This window comes from Conexibacter woesei DSM 14684, from assembly GCF_000025265.1.
In the GTDB taxonomy this organism is placed as follows: domain Bacteria; phylum Actinomycetota; class Thermoleophilia; order Solirubrobacterales; family Solirubrobacteraceae; genus Conexibacter; species Conexibacter woesei.
In genome coordinates this window covers 2165064-2185186 of the sequence record NC_013739.1, presented here as the reverse complement: position 1 = coordinate 2185186, position 20123 = coordinate 2165064, and the positions used below count along the sequence as shown (strand labels likewise).

Here is a 20123-nt window from a genome sequence, read left to right as displayed (position 1 = left end):
CGAGGTCCGTCCGCTCGCCGCCGTCCCGCTGGCCGGCGACGTGCCCAAGACGTCCTTCGCACTCGCGCGTGTGCGCGGCAGTCGCTGAGCCGGCCGGCATCCGCCTTCGCGCGTCATTCGCCGTAGGCCGCGCGTCGAGCCACCAGTGCGCCCACGGTCAGGTTTCGCGATCGCGGCCGAGGGCACCTGTGGCTATCGAGGGGCCGGCTTTCAGGGTATTGAGTTTTCCCGGCCGGGCACTCGCAGGGACGTGAGGACGCTGGCCCGTACGTGCGGGTTCGGCGGCCTTGCGTTCACTCGGGGATCAGCCGCTGCCGACGCGGGTAGGGGTGAGCTATGGCGGACATCGGTGAGGGGAGCGAGGCGAGGGGTGCGGAGCTGCTGTCGCGGATCTCCAACGAGATGGTGCGCATGATGAAGGAGTACTTCGGGCGCGGGCCGACGAGCGCGAAGTCGTACATGCTCGACGACCTGCTGGTCGTGGTGATGCGGGACGGGATGACGACGGCTGAGCGCACGATGCTGGAGTTCGGCCGGGCCGACATGGTGCGCCAGTTCCGGCAGGAGTTCGAGAACGAGATGACGGATCGGCTCGTGGGGGCGGTCGAGAAGCTGACCGGTCGCAGAGTCGTCACGTACCAGAGCCAGGTGATGTTCGATCCGAACACCGTCGTGGAGCTGTTCGTGTTCGACGAGCCGGCGCCACAGGCCGCCGTCCACGCGACGTCCGCGGGCCAGGTCGAGGACGAACCGGTCGGGCAGGCGACCAACGGCCCAGCACTCGACCGCCCGTCACGGACGCCCGCGACAGGCGAACGCGGAACCGACCCGAACGTCCAGTGACCGCAGCTCAGCTGGCTGCTGCGCGGTTGAGCGGTACCGCGCGACAGTCGCCGAGGCTGCCGACGCACGTCAGAGTGAACTCCGCGACCTTTCTCTTCGTCTCGCGTGCCTTCTCGGCGATCGCAGTCTCGAGACCGTCGCGCGTGTCGGCCACCTGCTGACAGCGATCAGCCGTGTCGGAAGCCTCCGCGCTCATTCTCTGCAGCAGCTCCAGCTGCTCCGACTCGCCCTCTCGTCTGGCCAGCGTTGCGACGTCGAGCACCGTGAGTTCAGCCGGTGGCCGATCGCGGCGCGACAACCCGCCGTTAGCCGCTGGGCGGGGCGGGTAGCGCTGGCTGCATGAGAATCGGCTACGTCCTCGCCAGCGAAGAGTTCGGGCCCAGCGACCTCGTCGCGCAGGCGATCCGCGCCGAGCAGGCCGGCTTCGCCGGGCTCTGGATCTCCGACCACTACCACCCCTGGATCGACGCCCAGGGCCATAGCCCGTTCGTCTGGTCGATGGTCGGCGCGATCGCGCAGGCGACGGACCTGCCGCTCGGCACCGGCGTGACGTGCCCCACGATGCGGATCCACCCCGCGATCGTCGCGCAGGCGGCCGCCACCAGCGCGCTGCTGCTCGACGGTCGCTTCACGCCCCGAGCTGATCGCGAGGTTCCGCCGATCCCATGCCAGAGGCAGAGAGCGCGGTCTGGCGACCCCGCCGGTGCGGCATACGATGACGCGCGTCACAATCGTCGGCGCGGGCCACAACGGGCTCGTGGCGGCGATCCACCTCGCCGAGCACGGCTCGACGTGACGCTGTTCGAGCGCGCCGCCGAGCCCGGTGGCGCCGCCCGCTCTGCCGAGGTCACGCTGCCCGGCTTCGTCCACGACCGCTGCGCGGCGTTCGCGCCGATGGCGGCCGCTTCGCCGGCGCTGCGCGAGCCAGGCACCGCCTTCGACCACGCTGTCGGGATCGGCCCGCTGCGCCTCAACGACCACTCGGAGGTCGTCGAGTCGCTGAGACTGCGCGTGGGGGCCCGGCCGTTCACGGTCGCATGGGTGACGCTGCGCCTGACGCAGCGCGACCGCAGACAAACCCGCGTCGAGATGGACGAGCACCCGACCGACCTGCGCTTCCGACGTCGAGGCCGACAACAGACCCGGCCGCACTCTCGGCCGCCGCGAGCCGGCTTCGGCATAGTCGCCGCATCCTGCGGGTAGCTTTCGACCGCCGAGCGAGGCCGGTGTAGCGCATCGCCGGCGGCCGGCAGCTCCGGGTGTGCGATGTCACGCGTCACACACTTGTCCGATCTGACAGGAGGGGTCATGAGTACGACCGTGATCGTGGTGATCGTCGTCGCGGCGGTCCTGCTGATCGTGCTGGCCGGCTTGCTCAGCGCGAACTCGCGCAGAAGGAGCCGGCAGCTGCGGCGAGGTCAGGCAGCCGAGCATCGCGAGCGTGCACAGGCCCACGGGCTGAACGCCCAGCGGGAGCAGACTGTCGCCGACCGACAGGCTGCGCGCGCCAAGCAAGCGCAGGGCGAGGCGGAAGAGAAGGCGGCGATCGCGAGACTCGAGAGCGTCACCGCTGACGACCGCGCTCAAGCAGCGGAACGTGAGGGCCGGCTGGCACAAGAGCATCGCGAGCGGGCGAGCGAGATCGATCCCGATACGAGCAGCAGCGAACAAGACGAATCGATCGGGCGGATGCGCGGCGAGCGGGACGTAGACCGTTAGCACCGCCGGTCCCTCACCGGACGGGCGAATGACGCGCCACGTTCCGATCTGGCTGGCGGCCGGGCCGGCGCGCATGGCGAGCAGCGGCTTCCCCCGTCTGACCGAGGACCTGGATGCCGATGTCGCCGTGATCGGCGGCGGCATCTCGGGCCTCACGACGGCGCTGCTGTGCAAGCAGGACGGGGCGCGCGTCGTCGTGCTGGAGCGCGGCGCGGTCGCGGGGGGCGCCAGCGGTTTCACGACCGCGAAGGCGAGCGCTTTGCAGCAGACGAAGCTGGCACAGATCCGCAGTCTCCACGGCGACGAGGCGACCGCGGCATACGCGCGCGTCTCGCTGGAGGCGATCGCGTGGATGGAGCGGACGGTCCAGGAGCGGGCGATCGACTGCGCGTGGGAGCGGCTGCCCGACGTCACCTACGCCGCGAGCGAGGACGAGGTCGACGCGGTGCGGCGTACCGCCGACGCCGCGCGCGCCGCCGGCCTCGAGGTAGAGCTGCTCGACGCGGACGTGCCGGTGCCGCTGCCGTTTGCGGTGCGGGCCGCCGTCCGGCTCGGCGGGCAGGCGCAGTTCCACCCAGTCCGCTATCTGCACGCGCTTGCCGCGCTGATCCCGGGCGAGGACTGCCACGTCTTCGAGCAGAGCGCCGTCGTGCGCGTGCATGAGGGTTCGCCGTGCACGGCGACGACCGACGACGGCCACACGGTCACCGCCGGCGCCGTCGTCGTCTGCACGAACTACCCGCTGCTCGACCGCGGCCTCTTCTTCGCCCGCACCGAGGCGGTCCGCTCCTACCTCGTCGCGGCGCGCCTCAACGACGGCGGTGCGCTGCCAGGGTCGATGGCGATCAGCGCCGGCGAGCCGACACGCTCCATCCGGCCATACGTCGACGAGCACGGCGAGCGCTGGGTGCTGGTCGGCGGGGAGGGCCACACCACCGGCGCGGACGAGGCGAGCACGGCGCGCTACGAAGCGCTGGAGTGCTTCGCCCGCGAGCACTTCGACGTCGCCGAGATCTCCTACCGCTGGTCGACCCAGGACGGCGCGCCGCTCGACAAACTGCCGTACGCCGGCCCCTACCACCCGCGCGCCCGCGGTCTCTACGTCAACGCCGGGCACCAGAAGTGGGGCATGACCAACGGCACCGTCGGCGCACACGTCGTCGCCGACCTGATCGCCGGACGCGACACCCCCTACGCGAAGCTGCTCGATCCCAACCGCGTCACCGTGCGAGCGGCGCCGCAGCTGGCGAGAGCGCAGCTGCGCGTCGGAACGCACCTGCTCGGCGACCGCCTCGCCCCGGCAGAGGCATCGTCCTCCGACGACGTGCCGGTCGGCGAGGCGCGCGTCGTCCGCGCCGGCCTCGGCAAGGTCGGCGTCCACCGCGACGACGCCGGCAGGCTGCACGCCGTCTCGCTGCGCTGCACCCACCTCGGCTGCCTCACGCACTGGAACGACGCCGAGCGCAGCTGGGACTGCCCCTGCCACGGCTCCCGCTTCGACCCCGACGGCAACGTCCTCGCCGGACCGGCCGTCGCGCCGCTGCAGCGACGCGACCCACCGCGATAGTCGCCGCGTCTGCGCACGCGGATTCGAATGGGCCGTGGCGGGTAGCGCAAGGCTCGCGACACACCGTCGTCACCGAAGGAAAGCGAATCATCGATGAAGGCTGTTGCCTGGCACGGCACCCACGACGTGCGCGACGACCTCGCCGGCAGAGCCAGGCGCACGAGCTGCCGCCCCCTCCGATCCCGATCCGAACGGCGCCGCCGAGGAGCCGTTCCCCGAAGGCGCGCTGCCGCGCGACCTGCCAGCACAGCCGGCGGTCTTCGCGCCCGACGTCGCGCCGGAGGAGATCGCCGAGATCGCGGCGAGACTGCGCGTCGCGGCAGGCCTGCCGAAGAAGCCGACCGGCGAAGTCGCGTGAGCCAAACGCTCTCGGAAGGAGACTCATGAGCACCGGAGACGTTCCCCACCGTCGCGGCATCGGACGCCGCGCAGACTATGCCCCCACGGGCACCGACACAGGAACGGGACTGTTCGCGACGCTCAAGCGCACCGTGCGTGAGTACAGCGAGGACAACATGTCTGACTGGGCGGCGGCGCTGACCTACTACGGCCTGCTGTCGCTCTTCCCGGCGCTGATCGCGCTCGTCTCGATCCTCGGTTTGTTCGGCGATCCGCAGTCGACGACGAGATCTCTGACCGACATCGTCACGAGACTCGGTCCCAGCTCGGCGGCGGACACGTTCGAAGGCCCGATCAGATCGATCACCTCCAACCGCGGCGCCGCCGGGGTGCTGTTCTTCGTCGGGCTCGGCGCGGCGATCTGGTCGGCGTCGGGCTACGTCGGCGCGTTCACCCGCGCCGCCAACATCGTCTACGAGACGCCCGAGGGACGACCGTTCTGGAAGCTGAGACCGCTCCAGCTGCTTGTCACGCTGGCGATGGTGGTCATGCTCGCGCTCGTGGCGCTGGCGCTCGTGATGACCGGGCCGGTGGTCGAGACCGTCGCGGACTCGATCGGGATCGGCTCGACGGCGGTGACGGTCTGGGAGTTCGCGAAGTGGCCGGTGATGCTCGCCGTCGTCGTGCTGATGTTCGCCGTGCTCTACCACGTCAGCCCGAACGTGAAGCTGCCCGGCTTCAGGTGGGTCACGCCCGGCGCGCTGCTGGCGATCGTCGTGTGGCTGATCGCGTCAGCGCTGTTCGCCTTCTACGTCGCCAACTTCGGCTCCTACGACAAGACCTACGGGACCCTCGGCGGCATCGTCGTCCTGCTCGTCTGGTTCTGGATCACGAACGTCGCACTGCTGCTCGGCATGGAGCTGAACTCCGAGCGTGAACGCAGCCGCGAGCTCGAGGCCGGCGTTCCCGGCGCGGAGAAGGAGCTGCAGCTCGACGCACGCGACGAGCCCAAGCGCAGAAGAACGACCTGACCCGGCGTCCCATCGCTCGCCTCGCCGCTTGCGATCGGCATCCCTGGGTAGCTCGGATTCGCGGTCCCAGCCCCCCGACCGGAAGCGTTCCTCAGTCCACATTCCGGAAGGAGTCGCGATGGCAACCGAAAGCCAGAGCACCGTCGACGCCCAGGGCGCCAGGGAGCAGGTGCAGGAGAAGGCCCAACAGGCTGCGGAGGTGGCGAGATCCCGTCTCCAGGATCAGGTCGACCAGCGTTCCACGCAGGTCGGCGAGCAGGTCAGCTCGAGTGCCCACGCGCTGCGCTCGACGGCCGAGCGACTCAGAGAAGAAGGACAGGACGGTCCCGCAAAGGCTGCCGAGCAGATTGCCGGGCGTGCCGAGCAGGTCGGCAGCTATCTCAGCGAGTCGGACGCGGACCGGATCCTCCACGACGTCGAGGATTTCGCTCGCAGACAGCCGCTCGCGGTCGTCGGGATCGGTCTCGTCGCCGGCTTCGCGGCGTCGCGCTTCCTGAAGGCGTCGAGCCGCTCGCGCTACGAGCGCCGCGCCGGAGGCGACTTCGAGCCGCCGCGGCGGATCGCCTCGCCGGCCGGCGGCGACACCGCGCCCGCCGCGCCCGCCGATCCGGCGCCGGTCCCGGGCGCTCCGCTCTCCCCGCCGTCCGTGCCGAGCGGCACGAGCTAGAGGAGGCCGACGATGGAAGGTCATGATCGCCGCGACGAGTCGATCGGCGAGCTCGTGCGCGAGCTCGCCGCCGAGACGAACACGCTCGTGCGGCAAGAGATCGAGCTGGCCAAGGCGGAGCTGAGCGAGAAGGTCAAGCTGGCCGGGAAGGGCGCCGGCATGTTCGGCGCCGCCGGCGTCCTCGCGCTGCTCGCGCTCGGCGCGCTGACGGCGTGCGTGATCGCGCTGCTCGCCACCGCGCTGGATCACGTGTGGCTCGCGGCGCTGATCGTCGCACTCGTCTACGGCGCGATCGCCGGGCTGCTCGCGATGCGCGGGCGCGACGAGGTCAAGGAAGCGGCGCCGCCGGTGCCGGAACAGACGATCGAGACTGTGAAGGAGGACGTCGAATGGGCCAAGACCCGGACGCGATCCGCCACGAGGTAGAACAGACCCGCGAGCGGATGGGCGAGACGATCGACGCGCTCGGCTACAAGGCCGACGTCAAGACCCGCACCAAGGAGAACATCTCCGGAAAGGTCGACACCGTGAAGGAACGACTCGGCGTTGCGACCGACAAGGTCAGCGACGCCACTCCCGACGGTCAGCAGGTCAAGCAGCAGGCCGGACGCGCCGTCGGTGTCGCACAGGAGAACCCACTCGGGCTCGCGGTCGGCGCCGCTGCGCTCGGCTTCCTCGCCGGCATGCTCATCCCCAGCTCGCGCGTCGAGGACGAGAAGCTCGGACCGATGGCCGATCAGGTCAAGGAACAGGTCAAGCAGACCGGCCAAGAGGCGCTCGAGCACGGCAAGCAGGTCGCGCAGAGCGCGGCCGAGACCGTCAAGGACGAAGCGCACGACCACGGCCAGCAGCTCGCCGACAGCGCACGCGACAACGCCGGCGCAGTCACGGGCCGGAGCTGACGATCCCGTCCAGGGCAGGCCGGCTCCCCCGGCCTGCCCTGGAGGAACGTGTCAGGCGCAGAACCGTTCGGTCAGCCAGCGCACGAGCCCGTCGACGCCGCGATCGCGCGCGACCTCCCGCTGCCGGACGGCGCCGTTGGCGACGATCGCCGCACGCGTCGCTGTGAGCGCGTCGGCGCAACCGAGACGCTCCGCCTCCGGAGCGACCGCGGCGACCAGCTCGCCGAGCCGGTCTCGTGTCGGAACGCGCTCCCCCGTGACAAGGTCGGCGAGCGTGCCGTCGAGCCCGTGGCGCAGCGCCGACCAGCGGTTCTCCTCGATCCGCCACGTCGGTGCGTCGAGCAGCGCCTCGCGGGCGTCGTGACGCTCGGCGAGCGTCGCGACGAGTGCCTGCGCGAACGCGATCACTCCAGCCGCCTCACCGACCGACGTCTGAGCGTCCGGCACCCGCAGCTCGATCGTGCCGAACGTCGCGTGCGGACGCAGCTCCCACCACCACATCCGCGGCTCCGGCACCGACCCGGCGAGCGCGCCCCAGCGCAGCTCCGCGGCGAACTGATCCCAGCTCTCCAGCCGCGGCGGCACGCCTTGGCGCGGCAGCTGCTCGGAGATCGTCGGGCGCACCGACGCGAGGCCGCTGTCGCGTCCGCAGTGGAACGGTGCGTTGGCGGCCAGCGCCGCCAGCTCCGGCAGGTACGCGCGCAAGGCGTTGTAGACCGCGAGCGTGCGGTCGGCGCCGCCGACCGCGACATGCACCTGCAGGCCGGCGACGAGCTGCCGCCGAGCGATCGGCCCGTACTCCGCCTGCAACACGTCATACCGGCCACCGCGGTTCAGCGCTCCCTCAGCGCCGCTGAAGGGATGGACGCCGGCGGCTGCCGGCAGCACCAGCCCGCCGGCCGCTGCCGCGAGATCGCGGCGCGCGGCGGCAAGCTGCGCGACGGCGTCGGCGACTGACGCCGCAGCGGCCGTGGAGATCTCGACCTGGGCTGCGGGCAGCTCGGGCTTGAAGCGCGTGTCGCCGCCGAGTCGCTGCAGCAGCTCACCGGCCATCGGCGCGAGGGCGAGCGTCGCCGGGTCCAGCAGCATCAGCTCCTCCTCGACGCCGACGGTGAGGCCGCCCGTGGCGTCGAAGCGCCGGCGCAGCTCGCCGGCATCGGGGAGGATCGGGGGCTCGGTCGTTGTCATCTCGCCCCAGACTGACCCGTGGCGGTCGCTTCCAACCGTCTCGGCGCGGTGGCCGGGGTCGTTTGAAGCCGCGAGATCGCGTGCAGCTATGTGGGCATGGCGACGACCGTCACACGCCCCACCGGCCCCCGCGCGATCGAGCTTCCGGCGCCGCGCGGCCCGCTGAGCGAGCGCCTCTTCACCACTCTCCGCCAACCACCCGGGACGCTGCTGGGCCTCCCTGCTGCCACATCGCTCGCAGCGGCCGGCGACCCGCTCGTCGACGACGACCTGCAGCTCACGCTCTACGTCAGCTACGAGCTGCACTACAGCGACATCGCCGGCGTCGACCCCGACTGGGAATGGGACCCCGGCCAGCTCGCCTTCCGCGCAACGCTCGAGCGCCCGTTCGAAGCGGCGGTGCGCCGACTCGCGGGACCGGTAGACGACGTGGATCCGGCCCAGATCGGCGCGACCCTGCAGACGATTGCGGCCGCCGACGACGGCCCTCCGCTGTCGCGGCGGATCGAGACCGGTGCGGACGCCGAGCAGGTGCGCGAGTTCCTGATCCACCGCTCGGCCTACCAGCTCAAGGAGGCGGACCCGCACTCGTGGGCGATCCCGCGCCTGGCCGGCGGTCCGAAGGCGGCGCTGGTCGAGATCCAGACCGACGAGTACGGCGGCGGAGACGCCGAGCGCATCCACGCCGTCCTCTTCGCGAAGGCGATGCGCGCACTCGGGCTCGACGCCGCGTACGGCGCCCACCTCGAACGACTCCCCGCGATCACGCTCGCGACCGTCAACCTGATGTCCCTGTGCGGGCTCCACCGGCGCCTGCGCGGCGCGATCGTCGGCCACCTCGCAGCGTTCGAGATGACCTCCTCGCTGCCCAACCGCCGCTACGGCAACGCGCTGCGCCGCCTCGGTTGCGACCGCGACGCGACGGACTTCTTCGACGAGCACGTCACGGCCGACGCCGTGCACGAGAACATCGCCGCCTGGGACCTCGCCGGCGGCCTCGCCGTCGCCGAGCCACAGCTCGCCGCCGACATCGTCCTCGGCGCACGCGCGCTGCTGGCGATCGAAGCCCGCTGGGCCGATCACCTGCTCACGGCCTGGGACGCCGGCAGCAGCTCGCTGCGCCCGCTCACGACCGCGTAGGCCGGACGAGCCGAGCCCCGTCAGACCGAATCGGCCGGCGGGTACGAGGCCTCCGGCGGCGCGTCGGCCTCCGCCCCGCTCTCCGCTCTGAAGCCGACGAGCTTGTGCGTGCCGTCGCAGAACGGGCGGATCTGCGAGCGCCCACAGCGACAGAGCGCCACGGTCGAGCGCGCGCAGGGGATCGGCTCGCCGTCCTGATCGGTCAGCTCGAATCTCCCACGCAGGAGGTACGGACCGTCGCGATACGGTGTCACCCGCGCCGGCGACGGCGCACGCGCAGGTGGTGCCGCGCTTCCCATGACCACCGTGAGAGCGTCGAGCAGATCGCCGGCGGTCAATTCGGCACGGCCCGCGGTGCGGGCGGCCTCGCCCGCCCGCACGAGCGCCTCCCCGACCTCGGCCGAGACGTGATGGCGCAGTCCGAGCGGCAGCAGCTCGATCGCCGTGGTGATCGAAGACATGCGCCTGCGCTACCCGCGGCGCCTGCGCTTCACGCAACGCGACGAACGCGGCGAGTTCAGCTGCTCAGCTCAGAGCGAATCCGCCAGGACTGTGTCTTGACGCGGTCGGGTACTCTGACGGAGAAGGCGAGCGTCATTTCGGGTCTTTCGGCTCCACTCGTCTTGTTTCACCACGCGGCAAGGGCGGGTTCGTTCACTCGGGCAGGCTCCGGCGGCGGTCCATAGGAAGCCAACGCCGAGGATCGCCCCATGATCGCTGCTCCGACCGCACCGTCGCTGTCCGCACCCCGCCGTTCCGCGAAGCCCCGCGGCAGCGCCATCCGCACTGAGGATCTGATCCGCCGCTACCGCGAGACCGGCGATCCGCGCTGCCGCACGCGCGCGATCGAGTCGTTCATGCCACTGGTGCACAAGCTCGCCCGCCGCTACCACCCCGGGCCCGAGCCGCTCGACGACCTGGTGCAGGTCGCCTGCGTCGGCCTCGTGAAGGCGATCGATCGCTTCGACCCCGACGCCGGACCCCGCTTCGCATCGTTCGCGATCCCGACCATCACAGGCGAGCTGCGCCGCCACTTCCGCGACACGACCTGGTCGGTCCACGTCCCGCGCAGAGTCCAGGAAGACGCCCTCCGGCTGCGCCACGCGATGACCGAGTTGAGCGAGCGGCCAGGACGCTCACCCACGATCCACGAGCTCTCGGCCGCGACAGGGCTCGACGACGAGCAGATCACCGAAGCGCTCCACGCAACGACCGCGAAAGCAGCCTCATCGCTGGACCGCCCTGTGCCCGGCCAGGACGACGGCAGCGCGACGATCGGCGACACGCTCGGCTGCGACGAGTACGGCTTCGCCCTCGCCGAGCACCGGACGACGATCGGGCCGAGACTGCGCGCCCTGCCGCTGCGGGACCGCGAGATCCTCTACCTGCGCTTCGCCGAGGACATGACGCAGCACGAGATCGCACAGCGGATCGGCTGCTCTCAGATGCAGGTGTCCCGTCTGCTGCGGCGTGCGCTCGACGCGCTCGCCGGGTAGGCGCCCACGTCGGTCGCGCTACTGCCCGGTACGTCCGCGACCGTCCAGCATCGTGCGCGAGCCAGCGTCCTCGCGTGCCTGCGAGCGGGATCGCGTGTCGGATCGGCGGCCATGCCGCTCCCTGTCTCAGCTGACGGCGAATCCGCCTCCGCAGGTTGCGATGCCACCAGTCGAAGGGCGAGGTCCCGCGGTGAGCCGCATAGCCCAAGTGACGCGCGTCATGCCGACGTTGAATCAGAGCGTCTCGCCGCGCCATCCCGCGGGACGCGCTTCGTGCTCCGCGGCATGGCGCCGCGCGGGGTCAGGACATACAGGGCATGCGTGCCGGCTCGCCCGCGGTAGCGGACCGTCGTCCCGGACACGATCGCGACGGCCGATCCCGCCGCAGCCACAACCGCGTCGCCCGCTGGATCCTCCGGCACGACGGTCAGCTCGCCCCGCGTCACGTAGACGACCTCGTCGTAGGTCAGCCGCCACGAGCCCAGGTCGGTGTCGGCGTCGAAGCGCATGAAGCCGCCGTCGAGGCCGGCAACTGCGCTCGCGCCGATGACGCGCGACATCCGGCAGCCCGGCAGCGCCTCGGCGTACGACTCGGGCGCGTCGGCGATCAGCTGCACGCCTGGCGTCACGCCTGCCCGAGCCGCTCGCGCCGCAGGCGGATGCCGGCCGCTTCGCGGTCCCACGTGTCGTCCGTGACGCCGGCGGCGCGCAGCTCCTGCTTCTGGACCTTGTTCGTCAGCGTCTTGGGCAGCTCGTCGAGCACGCGCACGTAGCGCGGCACCATGAAGTGCGGCATGCGCGCTGCCAGGTACTCGATCAGCTGCAGTGGATCGATCTGCCCGCCGGCCTGCGGCGCAAGCACCGCCAGGACGTCGTCCTCGCTGTGCTCGCTGGAGACCGCGACCACCGCCGCCTCGCGGACGGCGGGATGGGACAGGATCTCCGCCTCGACCTCGAACGAGGAGATGTTCTCGCCGCGCCGCCGGATGGCGTCCTTGACGCGGTCGACGAAGTAGTAGTCGCCGTCGGCGTCGACGTGGAAGGCGTCGCCGGTGTGGAACCAGCCGTTGCGCCACGCGCGCGCCGTCGCCTCCGGCTCGCGCCAGTAGCCGCTGTTCATCGACCACGGCATGTCGGCGCGCACGATCAGCTCGCCCACCTCGCCGGTCGCGACCTCCTGGTCGTGCTCGTCGACGACGCGCACCTCGACGCCTTCGCGCGGGCGCCCGCAGGTCCCGAGCGCGGTCGGGTTGCTGCCCGTCAGCAGCGGCGTGCTGACCTCGGTCATGTTGAACGCCGTGTAGACGTCGCAGCCGAAGCGCTCGGCGAAGACGGCGGCGTCCTCGGTCAGCGGCACCGCGAAGACGGCCTTCAGCGACGCGCCCCGCTCACGCTCGTCCGGCGGAGCCTTGACGAGGAAGCTGAGCATCACGCCCAGCAGGGTGCAGACGGTGGCCTGCGAGCGCTCGACGACGTCCCAGAACGACGCGGTGTCGAAGCCGTCGACGAGTGCCAGCGAGCTGCCGAGCGCCAGCGCGGCGATCACGTCGAGCGTCGCGCCGGCATGGAACAGCGGCAGGCTCGTCAGCGAGCGGGCGCTCGCGTCGAACATGCGCGCGGTCGGCATCACGCTCGCCCAGCCGTGCACGTAGGAGGACACGACGCCCTTCGACGGGCCGGTGGTGCCGGACGTGTAGATGATCGCGTAGGGGTCCCAGGGCTCTGCCGGGCACTCCGCGAGCGCCTCGTCGCCGTCGGGCTCCGCCGGCCAGGGACCGGGCTCGCCCGGAGCGATCGTCACGACCTGCGCGGCGGGCGGCGACGCGATCCCGTCGAGGCGTCCCACCAGGTCGGCGTGCGCCACGATCAGGTGTGGGTCGGTCTTGCCCACGACGTGCTCCAGCACGCGCCCGCGGAACGCCGTGTTGATCGGCGAGAAGACGGCTCCGAGCTGGTTGGCGCCGAACCAGGTGCGCAGGATGTCCGGTCCGTTCGGCAGCCACGCCATCACGCGGTCGCCGCGCCGGACGCCGAGCGCGCGCAGCCCGGAGGCGGCGCGCAGCGTCTCCTGCCAGGCGTCGGCGTAGCTCCAGCTCGACCCGTCCGCGAAGAGGACGAACGGCGCGTCCGGCGTCGCGAGCGCGTGTCGCCGCAGAAGGCGGGGAAAGACGCACTCGTCGGGGTCGGGAATGTCGTGCTCGGACGTCATCGGGCGGATCTCCTCATGTATGGTCGTTTATTCACCATAGAGAGAGAGGTGCCGTGCCACAACCCTCATTTCCGGCCGCGGACGTCGTCGTCGTCGGCGCCGGCGTCTCCGGCCTGGCGGCGGCCGAGCGGCTGCTCGCGCACGGCGTCGAGTCGCTGCTCGTCGTCGAGGCGGCGGACCGCGTCGGCGGCCGCACCTGGAACCGGACGCTGCGCAACGGCGCCGTCGTGGAAGGCGGCGCGATGTACGTCTGCGAGAGCCAGCGGGATATCTGCGGTCTGATCGAGCGGCTCAGCCTCGACCTCTTCCCGATGCACAAGTCGGGCGACAGCGTCGCAATCCTGGGCGGCGAGCGGCACGTCTTCGCCGGAGCCGGACCGCGCGTCGACCCCGTCGCGCACGCACAGTTGAAGACGGCGGTGCGAGCGTTCGACGAGCTGGTCGCGAGCCTGCCGCCGGACGCCTCATGGAGCCACCCCGACGCCGCGCGGCTGGACCGGATCAGCCTCGCCGCGTGGCGCGACGAGCGGATCGTCGACCCGACCGCCCGCGCCCAGTTCGACGGGATGATCAGCGGCTGGACGGCGACGCCGCCGGCGCGCGTCTCGCTGCTCTACGCGCTGCACGCGATGGCGACGTGCGGCGGCGTCGCCGCGATGCTCGCCGACCAGCGCGAGACATTCCGCTTCGCCGGCGGCTCCCAGCGACTGGCCGAGACGATCGCCGAGCGCCTCGGGGACCGCGTCCTGCTCGGATCGCCAGTGACGGCGATCGACCAGTCGCGCGGCGACGGCGTGACGGTGCACGCGGGCGGCGTCGCGATCGACGCCGCGCACGTCATCGTCGCGCTGAACGGGATCGGCTGCCGATCGGTCGACTTCACGCCCGCGCTCCCGGCCGCTCGCGAGCTGCTCGGGCACTCGTGGGAGCCCGGACCGCTGGTGAAGGCGAACGTGATCTACGACGAGCCGTTCTGGCGTGCGGACGGGCTGTCGGGCTCGGCCAGCATCGACGACGGCCCGTTCCAGGGCTGCCTCGACTCCTCGCCGCCGGACGGCTCGTTCGGTGCGCTCACGGTCGTCAGCTTCGTCTTCGACGAGCACGAGCGCTACGGCAACCCGCCCGCGTTCCACGCCGACCCGGCCGTTCGGCGCGCGGCGTCGCTCGACCTGCTCGCGCGCTTCTTCGGCCCGCGCGCGCTCGAGCCGATCGAGTACCAGGAGACCGACTGGTCGCGCGAGCCGTTCGTCTTCGGCTGCGAGGGCGCGGTCGTCCCCGGCCGATTCACCGAGATCGGCGACGCGCTCCTCGCGCCCTTCGAGCGCGTCCACTGGGCCGGGACCGAGACCGCCACGCGCTGGACCGGATGGATGAACGGCGCGGTGCAGGCCGGCGAGCGCGCGGCCGGCGAGGTGCTCGCGCTGCGCTGAGCCGGCCGGACGAGCCGCCGCGCGGGCGGCGCGCCGGCGCGCCGCGCGGCGTCGCGGCCGACGCGCGTAGCTCAGCTCATCCGCTCGATGATCGTCGCGTTGGCCATCCCACCGGCCTCGCAGATCACCTGCAACCCGTAGCGGCCGTCGCGCTGCCGCAGCGCCGCGATCGCCGAGCCGAGCAGCCGCACGCCCGACGCGCCGAGCGGATGACCGTAGGCGATCGCTCCGCCCAGCGGGTTGAGCCGCTCGGCGTCGACGCCCAGCTCGCGCTGCCACGCGAGCGGGACGCACGCGAACGCCTCGTTGACCTCGAACGCGTCGATCTCCTCCAGCGACAGGCCGGCGCGTTCGAGCACGCGCAGCGTCGCCGGCACGACCGCCATCAGCATGCGGTCGATCGGGTGCTCCGCCGCCACCGCCGTCGCGTGGACGCGCGCCAGCGGGGTCAGCCCGAGCGATCTCAGCGCGCGCTCGCTCACGATCAGGGCCGCGGCCGCGCCGTCGGTCAGCGGCGAGGAGCTGCCGGCGGTCACGCGCCAGTCGATCTGCGGGAAGCGCGCCTGCGCCTCCTCGTTGCGGAACGCCGGGCGCAGCTCGTCGAGCCGCTCCAACTCGGCCGCGGCGCGGACCGTCTCGTCGCGCGCGACGCGCGTCCCGTCCGATGCCTCCAGCGGCGTCACCTGGGCGTCCAGGACGCCGTCGTCCCACGCGCGCCGCGCGCGGCTGTGCGACTCGCGCGCGTAGGCGTCCAGCTCGGCGCGCTCGATGCCCCATCTGACCGCGGTCAGCTCGGCCGCGATCCCCTGCTCGATCAGCCCGCCCGGATGGCGCCGCGCGACCTCCGGGCCATAGGGGTCTGCGCCGAGCGTCGAGGACCACAGCGGCACCCGGCTCATCGACTCGACGCCGCCGACCAGCACGACGTCGGCCGCGCCGGCGCCGATCGCGTGCACGGCGAACGCCAGCGCCTGCATGCTGGAGCCGCACTGGCGGTCGATCGTCGTCGCCGGCAGCTGCTCGGGCAGGCCGGCCGCCAGCACGGCGGCGCGCCCGACGTTCAGCGACTGCTCGCCGACCTGCGAGACGCAGCCGACGTAGGCGTCGTCGATCTCGGCCGGATCCAGACCGACCCGGTCCACGAGCGACCGCAGGCAGCCCGCCAGCAGGCTGACCGGGTGCACGCCCGCGAGCGCGCCTCCCGCCTTGCCCCGCGCGAACGGGGTTCGCGCCACGTCGACGACATACGCAGCTGACACCTGAGACCTCCTCGATAGATACCGTTGCCCTGCCAGCATAACGAGCGTTCATTTACCATGCCGAAGGCCGCGACGACACGCTCAGGCAAATGAGCGCTCACTGGAAATCGACTGCTAGGCTCCCGCGTCCGGTGGGCGCGTCCCGCCCGTCCGATCGAGTCCCCGACCGTGGAGCGTGAGTCAGCAGTGGCACGTCGAAGCCGGAGCACGGTGTCCGTCACCGTCGACGATCCAGCCGGCAGAGGCATGCGCGAGGCGTTGCTCGCCGCCGCGCTCGAGCTGTTCTTCCGGCAGGGGTTCCCGGGCACGTCGGTGCGCGAGGTGACGGTCGCGTGCAACGTCACGCCCGGCGCGCTCTACAACCACTTCCCCTCCAAGGAAGACCTGCTCTACACGATCATCGAGCGCACGACGGCCGAGGGCAGCGGACTCGTCGAAGCCGCGCTGGAGGAGGCGCCGAAGGACCCGGCGAGCCAACTGCTCGCGCTCGCCCGCTCCTCGACGCTCTACCACACGCGCCACCGCGCGGCGAGCCTTGTCGCCAGCTTCCAGTACATCCACCTGCCCGACGAACAGCGCGAGAGAGTGATCGCGCGCCGCCGTCAGCAGCGGATCGGCCTGGAGCGGATCATCGACGCCGGCGTCAGAGACGGCGTCTTCCGCCTGCCCGAGGCGAGAGGCGCCAACGCCGGCAAGCTCGCCGCGACGGCGATCGCCAACCTGACGCTGCGCCCGACCGAGCAGTTCGGCCCGTTCCCGCGCATGAGCGACGTGCGCCTCGCCGAGTTCCACGCGCAGCTCGCGCTGCAGATGGTCGGCGGCTCGGCGCCCGGCTGAGTCGCTTCAGACGCCGCTTCAGGCGCCGCCGGCGGCGAACTCCGGCATCGGCACGAACGGATCCCCGAAGACGCGGTTGTCGGCGCCGAACCAGCGCCCGCCCGCGACCTGCAGGATACCGCCGTCGACCACCACCGACGACCCGGTCATGTACGACGCGGCCGGGCTGAGCAGGAAGGCGACCAGCTCGGCGACGTCGTCGGGGCGGCCGACGCGCCCCAGCGGCGTGTCTCGCTCGATGCGCTCGCGCGCTGCGGAGACCAGCACGCTCGTCATCTCGGTCTCGACGACGCCGGGCAGCACCGCGTTGACGCGGATCCTGTAGCGCCCCAGCTCGAGCGCGGCGCTGCGCACGAGCATCGAGACCGCCGCCTTCGACGTGCAGTAGGCCGACATCATCGCCGCCGGCCCCTCCGCGCCCGTCGAGGCCGTGGCGACGATCGCGCCCGGCCGCTCGGTCTCGGCCATGATCCGGGCGACCGCCTGCATCACGTGGAACGTCCCGGTGAGGTTGACGTCGATCGTCTTGCGCCACAGCGACACCGGCATCTCGAGGAAGTCGACCGCGCGCCCGATCCCGGCGTTGGCGAAGAGCGCGTCGACGCGGCCGTAGCGCTCGCGCAGCGTCATCGCCAGCGCGTCGACCGACGCCTCGTCGGTCTGGTCGAGCTCGACCGCCTCGGCCCGTCCTCCCGCGGCGACCAGCTCGCGCGCCACCGCCTCGGCGCCCTCGCGATCGCGATCGGCGATCAGGACGGTGTACCCGCCGCGCGCGAGCCGCGCGGCGGTCGCCGATCCGATGCCGCCGGCGCCGCCGGTCACGCACGCCACCATGTCGTTCGCCGGAGCACTCATGCCGTCACCTCTCGTCTGGTCAGGTCGAGCAGCCGCGCGCCGTTGTCGTGCAGCCACATCGCAGTCACGCGCTCGCCGAGGTCGAGCGCGACGACCTCGTCAGCCAGCTCGCGCACGGACAGGCCGTGCGCCCACGTCACGCTGCCGAACAGCACCTTGTGGCGGATCGTCGCCCGGCCGTGCGCCAGCAGCGGCTCCCAGCCCGAGCCCGGCACCGCCATGTGCGGGGCGCGGTGGGTGGAGAACTCGAGGTAGACGTTCGGGTGGCGCTGGCAGATCGCCACGGTCTCCAAGACCCACGGCCAGCCGCCGTGCCCGGCGATCACGACGAGGTCGGGGTGCGCGCGGGCGATCGCGTCGAGGTGGCGCCAGGTGCAGAAGTCGACGGGCCGCGTGCCGGAGAGGTTGTGGCCGGCGTGGATCCAGAACGGCACGCCGAGGCGCGCCGCCTCCGCGTAGACGGCGTGGCTCCCCGGCGCGAGCGGATCCGAGCCGTCGAGGAAGTGCGCGATCCCCGCGCCGCGCATGCCGCGCTCCAGCACGCACGTGCGCAGCTCCGCGAGCGCGGCGTCGGGGTCGCGGAAGTCCAGGCCCGCCCACGCCTCCAGACGCTCAGGGTGGCGCTGGGCGAACTCCGCGACGCGGCCGTTGAAGCTGCCGCCGTCACGCAGGGGGACCATCCCGCCGAGCATCACCTGGCGCCGGACGCCCTGGCGCTCGAGGTCGGCGACGTGCGCGTCGATGTCGAGCGCGAAGGCGCCCGAGTCGATCAGGAGGCCGACCGCCGCCTCTGGGTCGCGTACGACCGCGCGCCGGAACTCGCGCCGGTCGACGCCGGCCATCGCGGTCATGCGCTCGCCGAAGACGTGCAGGTAGTTCGGCACGTCACGGGCGAAGCCGAGCAGGTACGCCTCCCAGCACGCCTCGTCCAGGACGACCCCCGCCATGTCGACGAGCGACTGCTCGTGCTGCTGCTGCGCTGGTGCGCTCATGCGATCTGACACCCATCCTCGTTGTGTGAACGCTCATCCATCACGACCCCCTCCGTCGCGACGCGAGCCGGATCCCGCGGACCTCGATGCCGTGCGCCGCGCGGTCCCACGTGCCGGGCGCGAGGCCCTCCTCCCGCAGCACGTGCTTGCGCACCTTGTTCGTCGGCGTCTTCGGCAGCTCCTCGACGACGCGCACGTAGCGCGGCACCATGAAGTGCGGCAGCGCCTCGATGCAGTGGTCGAGCAACGCCGCCGGGTCGACGGTCGCGTGCGGCGCCGGCGAGACGACGATCAGCACCTCGTCCTCGCCGTGCTCGCTCGCGACGGCGACCGCCGCCGCCTCCCGCACGCCAGGGTGCGCCAGCACGGCCGCCTCGACCTCGAACGAGGAGATGTTCTCGCCGCGCCGGCGCATCGCGTCCTTGATGCGGTCGACGAAGTAGTAGTCGCCGTCGGCGTCCTGGCGGAAGGCGTCGCCGGTGTGGAACCAGCCGTTGCGCCACGCGGCGGCCGTCGCCTCGTCCATCCCGTTGTACCCGTGTGTCATCGCCCACGGCCGATCGGTGCGGACGATCAGCTCGCCGACCTCGCCAGGCGCGACCTCGCGATCGCGGTCGTCGACCAGGCGGATGTCGACACCGGGCCGTGGGCGCCCGCACGACCCCAGCGGCGGCGACGGCGCGGCCGCGATCAGCGGCACGCTCGTCTCGGTCATGTTGTAGAGCGTGTGGACGGCGACGCCGAACCGCTCGGTGAACGCGTGCGGGTCCTCGCTCAACGGGATCATGAAGACGCGTCTGAGCGGGTGCCGGCGGTCCTCGGCGCTCGGCGGCTGGGCGTTGAGGAACGACGCCATCACGCCCAGCAGCGTCATCGCCGTCGTCTCGGTGCGGCGCACGACGTCCCAGAAGGTCGCCGTGCGGAAGCCCTCGACGAGCGAGATCGAGCCGCCGAGGATCAACGCGACCGCGACGCCGATCGTGCCGCCGCCGTGGAACAGCGGCAGGTTGACCATGTAGCGGTCGGTGTGGTCCAGCGTGCCCGCGACCGCCGCGGTCGACGTCGACCACAGGTGCGCGTAGGAGCAGAGCACGCCCTTGCTCGGCCCGGTCGTTCCCGACGTGTAGAGGATGCCGTACGTGTCCCACGGCTCGCCGGGGCACGCGTCCAGCTCTTCGGAGCCGTCGGCCGCGGCCTGCTCTCCCGCCGCGTCGAGCTGGTCGACCGTCAGCACGCGCTCCAGCTGCGCGGTCTCGATCGCGTCGAGCAGCGGGACGAGGTCCGCGTGAGCGATCATCAGGCGCGCGCCCGCGTTCTCGATCACGTGCGCGAGCACGAGGCCGCGGTAGGCGACGTTCAACGGCGCGTAGACCGCTCCCAGCCGGTTGATGGCGAGCCAGGTGCGCAGCGCGTCGAGCCCGTTCGGCTGCCACGAGAGCACGACGTCGCCGGCCCGCACGCCGGCGGCGCGCAGCGCGCGCGCCGTCCGCGACACCTGCCGCTGCGTCTCGGCATAGGTCCAGGTCGTCCCGTCCTCGCATGCCGCGAAGACGCGGTCGGGCTCGCGAGCGGCGCGCCGCTCGAGCACGAGCGGCAGGACGCACTCCTCGCGCGCGGGCAGCGCACGGTCCTCGACGGTCGCCGGCACG

22 protein-coding genes are annotated in these 20123 nt (G+C 72.1%); 13 read left to right on the top strand and 9 right to left on the bottom strand.

Annotated elements, in window-relative coordinates; translation table 11 throughout:
- The first annotated feature begins 336 nt into the window (after positions 1-336).
- The gene (locus CWOE_RS10370; protein ID WP_012933557.1) at positions 337-843 is read left to right on the top strand and encodes a DUF2294 domain-containing protein; all 507 of its coding nucleotides are present in this window, start codon (positions 337-339) and stop codon (positions 841-843) included.
- A 7-nt stretch (positions 844-850) separates the two neighbouring features.
- Here CWOE_RS10370 and CWOE_RS10365 read toward each other — a convergent pair whose 3' ends face one another.
- Positions 851-1105 (bottom strand): hypothetical protein, encoded by a 255-nt coding sequence (locus tag CWOE_RS10365; RefSeq protein ID WP_012933556.1) that lies wholly within the window; start codon positions 1103-1105, stop codon positions 851-853.
- Between the two features lie 77 nt (positions 1106-1182).
- Here CWOE_RS10365 and CWOE_RS31980 point away from each other — a divergent pair, with 77 nt between their 5' ends.
- From CWOE_RS31980 to CWOE_RS30565, 8 genes are all read left to right on the top strand, one after another.
- On the top strand, positions 1183-2046 hold the full coding sequence (locus CWOE_RS31980) for an LLM class flavin-dependent oxidoreductase (RefSeq protein WP_012933555.1): 864 nt from the start codon (positions 1183-1185) through the stop codon (positions 2044-2046).
- Between the two features lie 105 nt (positions 2047-2151).
- Positions 2152-2562, top strand: a complete 411-nt coding sequence (locus tag CWOE_RS10355; protein ID WP_012933554.1) for a hypothetical protein — start codon at positions 2152-2154, stop codon at positions 2560-2562.
- Between the two features lie 28 nt (positions 2563-2590).
- Entirely contained in the window at positions 2591-4129 is a 1539-nt protein-coding gene (locus tag CWOE_RS10350; RefSeq protein WP_012933553.1) for an FAD-dependent oxidoreductase, read from the top strand.
- A 103-nt stretch (positions 4130-4232) separates the two neighbouring features.
- On the top strand, positions 4233-4487 hold the full coding sequence (locus tag CWOE_RS10345; RefSeq protein WP_041730358.1) for a hypothetical protein: 255 nt from the start codon (positions 4233-4235) through the stop codon (positions 4485-4487).
- Positions 4488-4620: 133 nt separating this feature from the next.
- Positions 4621-5499 (top strand): YihY/virulence factor BrkB family protein, encoded by an 879-nt coding sequence (locus CWOE_RS10340; protein WP_201447183.1) that lies wholly within the window; start codon positions 4621-4623, stop codon positions 5497-5499.
- Between the two features lie 118 nt (positions 5500-5617).
- Complete coding sequence (locus tag CWOE_RS10335) at positions 5618-6166, top strand: hypothetical protein (protein WP_012933551.1); 549 nt, start codon at positions 5618-5620, stop codon at positions 6164-6166.
- A gap of 12 nt (positions 6167-6178) precedes the next feature.
- A complete protein-coding gene (locus CWOE_RS10330; protein ID WP_012933550.1) occupies positions 6179-6592 on the top strand; it encodes a phage holin family protein in 414 nt (137 codons plus the stop codon).
- A complete protein-coding gene (locus CWOE_RS30565; protein ID WP_012933549.1) occupies positions 6556-7068 on the top strand; it encodes a DUF3618 domain-containing protein in 513 nt (170 codons plus the stop codon). Before CWOE_RS10330 ends, CWOE_RS30565 begins: the two co-directional genes overlap by 37 nt.
- Before the next feature lie 51 nt (positions 7069-7119).
- Here CWOE_RS30565 and CWOE_RS10320 read toward each other — a convergent pair whose 3' ends face one another.
- Positions 7120-8256 (bottom strand): carboxylate-amine ligase, encoded by a 1137-nt coding sequence (locus tag CWOE_RS10320; RefSeq protein ID WP_012933548.1) that lies wholly within the window; start codon positions 8254-8256, stop codon positions 7120-7122.
- Between the two features lie 96 nt (positions 8257-8352).
- On the opposite strand from CWOE_RS10320, the gene CWOE_RS10315 reads away from it, so the two are divergent.
- Entirely contained in the window at positions 8353-9396 is a 1044-nt protein-coding gene (locus CWOE_RS10315) for an iron-containing redox enzyme family protein (protein ID WP_012933547.1), read from the top strand.
- A 20-nt stretch (positions 9397-9416) separates the two neighbouring features.
- On the opposite strand, the gene CWOE_RS33845 is transcribed toward CWOE_RS10315, so the two are convergent.
- Positions 9417-9857, bottom strand: a complete 441-nt coding sequence (locus CWOE_RS33845) for a CDGSH iron-sulfur domain-containing protein (protein ID WP_012933546.1) — start codon at positions 9855-9857, stop codon at positions 9417-9419.
- A 249-nt stretch (positions 9858-10106) separates the two neighbouring features.
- Between CWOE_RS33845 and CWOE_RS10305 the strand changes: the two genes are divergently transcribed.
- Positions 10107-10892 (top strand): SigB/SigF/SigG family RNA polymerase sigma factor, encoded by a 786-nt coding sequence (locus CWOE_RS10305; RefSeq protein ID WP_012933545.1) that lies wholly within the window; start codon positions 10107-10109, stop codon positions 10890-10892.
- Between the two features lie 218 nt (positions 10893-11110).
- Here the strand turns inward: CWOE_RS10305 and CWOE_RS10300 are convergent, their stop codons facing one another.
- Both CWOE_RS10300 and CWOE_RS10295 read right to left on the bottom strand, forming a co-directional pair.
- On the bottom strand, positions 11111-11521 hold the full coding sequence (locus tag CWOE_RS10300) for a cupin domain-containing protein (RefSeq protein ID WP_012933544.1): 411 nt from the start codon (positions 11519-11521) through the stop codon (positions 11111-11113).
- Positions 11518-13101 carry an AMP-binding protein gene (locus tag CWOE_RS10295; protein ID WP_012933543.1) on the bottom strand — a complete coding sequence of 528 codons (1584 nt, stop codon included), beginning with the start codon at positions 13099-13101 and terminating at the stop codon, positions 11518-11520. The genes CWOE_RS10300 and CWOE_RS10295 overlap by 4 nt, the downstream gene beginning before the upstream one ends.
- A gap of 53 nt (positions 13102-13154) precedes the next feature.
- Here CWOE_RS10295 and CWOE_RS10290 point away from each other — a divergent pair, with 53 nt between their 5' ends.
- Positions 13155-14531, top strand: coding sequence for a flavin monoamine oxidase family protein (locus CWOE_RS10290; RefSeq protein ID WP_012933542.1), 1377 nt, complete (start codon positions 13155-13157; stop codon positions 14529-14531).
- Between the two features lie 71 nt (positions 14532-14602).
- Here CWOE_RS10290 and CWOE_RS10285 read toward each other — a convergent pair whose 3' ends face one another.
- Complete coding sequence (locus CWOE_RS10285; protein ID WP_012933541.1) at positions 14603-15790, bottom strand: thiolase family protein; 1188 nt, start codon at positions 15788-15790, stop codon at positions 14603-14605.
- 210 nt (positions 15791-16000) lie between these two features.
- On the opposite strand from CWOE_RS10285, the gene CWOE_RS30560 reads away from it, so the two are divergent.
- Positions 16001-16627 (top strand): TetR/AcrR family transcriptional regulator, encoded by a 627-nt coding sequence (locus CWOE_RS30560; RefSeq protein ID WP_012933540.1) that lies wholly within the window; start codon positions 16001-16003, stop codon positions 16625-16627.
- 18 nt (positions 16628-16645) lie between these two features.
- On the opposite strand, the gene CWOE_RS10275 is transcribed toward CWOE_RS30560, so the two are convergent.
- From CWOE_RS10275 to CWOE_RS10265, 3 genes are read right to left on the bottom strand one after another with little or no spacing between them, the layout of a single operon-like run.
- Positions 16646-17482, bottom strand: a complete 837-nt coding sequence (locus tag CWOE_RS10275; RefSeq protein ID WP_012933539.1) for an SDR family NAD(P)-dependent oxidoreductase — start codon at positions 17480-17482, stop codon at positions 16646-16648.
- Complete coding sequence (locus CWOE_RS10270; protein WP_012933538.1) at positions 17479-18474, bottom strand: amidohydrolase family protein; 996 nt, start codon at positions 18472-18474, stop codon at positions 17479-17481. The genes CWOE_RS10275 and CWOE_RS10270 overlap by 4 nt, the downstream gene beginning before the upstream one ends.
- Positions 18475-18514: 40 nt before the next feature.
- Positions 18515-20122, bottom strand: coding sequence for an AMP-binding protein (locus CWOE_RS10265; RefSeq protein ID WP_012933537.1), 1608 nt, complete (start codon positions 20120-20122; stop codon positions 18515-18517).
- Position 20123 lies beyond the last annotated feature (1 nt).

Coding starts and splice junctions, on each gene's coding strand:
- CWOE_RS10370 (WP_012933557.1), top strand. CDS start 337: ATGGCGGACATCGGTGAGGGGAGCGAGGCGAGGGGTGCGGAGCTGCTG.
- CWOE_RS31980 (WP_012933555.1), top strand. CDS start 1,183: ATGAGAATCGGCTACGTCCTCGCCAGCGAAGAGTTCGGGCCCAGCGAC.
- CWOE_RS10355 (WP_012933554.1), top strand. CDS start 2,152: ATGAGTACGACCGTGATCGTGGTGATCGTCGTCGCGGCGGTCCTGCTG.
- CWOE_RS10350 (WP_012933553.1), top strand. CDS start 2,591: ATGACGCGCCACGTTCCGATCTGGCTGGCGGCCGGGCCGGCGCGCATG.
- CWOE_RS10335 (WP_012933551.1), top strand. CDS start 5,618: ATGGCAACCGAAAGCCAGAGCACCGTCGACGCCCAGGGCGCCAGGGAG.
- CWOE_RS10330 (WP_012933550.1), top strand. CDS start 6,179: ATGGAAGGTCATGATCGCCGCGACGAGTCGATCGGCGAGCTCGTGCGC.
- CWOE_RS30565 (WP_012933549.1), top strand. CDS start 6,556: ATGGGCCAAGACCCGGACGCGATCCGCCACGAGGTAGAACAGACCCGC.
- CWOE_RS10320 (WP_012933548.1), bottom strand. CDS start 8,256: ATGACAACGACCGAGCCCCCGATCCTCCCCGATGCCGGCGAGCTGCGC.
- CWOE_RS10315 (WP_012933547.1), top strand. CDS start 8,353: ATGGCGACGACCGTCACACGCCCCACCGGCCCCCGCGCGATCGAGCTT.
- CWOE_RS33845 (WP_012933546.1), bottom strand. CDS start 9,857: ATGTCTTCGATCACCACGGCGATCGAGCTGCTGCCGCTCGGACTGCGC.
- CWOE_RS10305 (WP_012933545.1), top strand. CDS start 10,107: ATGATCGCTGCTCCGACCGCACCGTCGCTGTCCGCACCCCGCCGTTCC.
- CWOE_RS10295 (WP_012933543.1), bottom strand. CDS start 13,101: ATGACGTCCGAGCACGACATTCCCGACCCCGACGAGTGCGTCTTTCCC.
- CWOE_RS10275 (WP_012933539.1), bottom strand. CDS start 17,482: ATGAGTGCTCCGGCGAACGACATGGTGGCGTGCGTGACCGGCGGCGCC.
- CWOE_RS10270 (WP_012933538.1), bottom strand. CDS start 18,474: ATGAGCGCACCAGCGCAGCAGCAGCACGAGCAGTCGCTCGTCGACATG.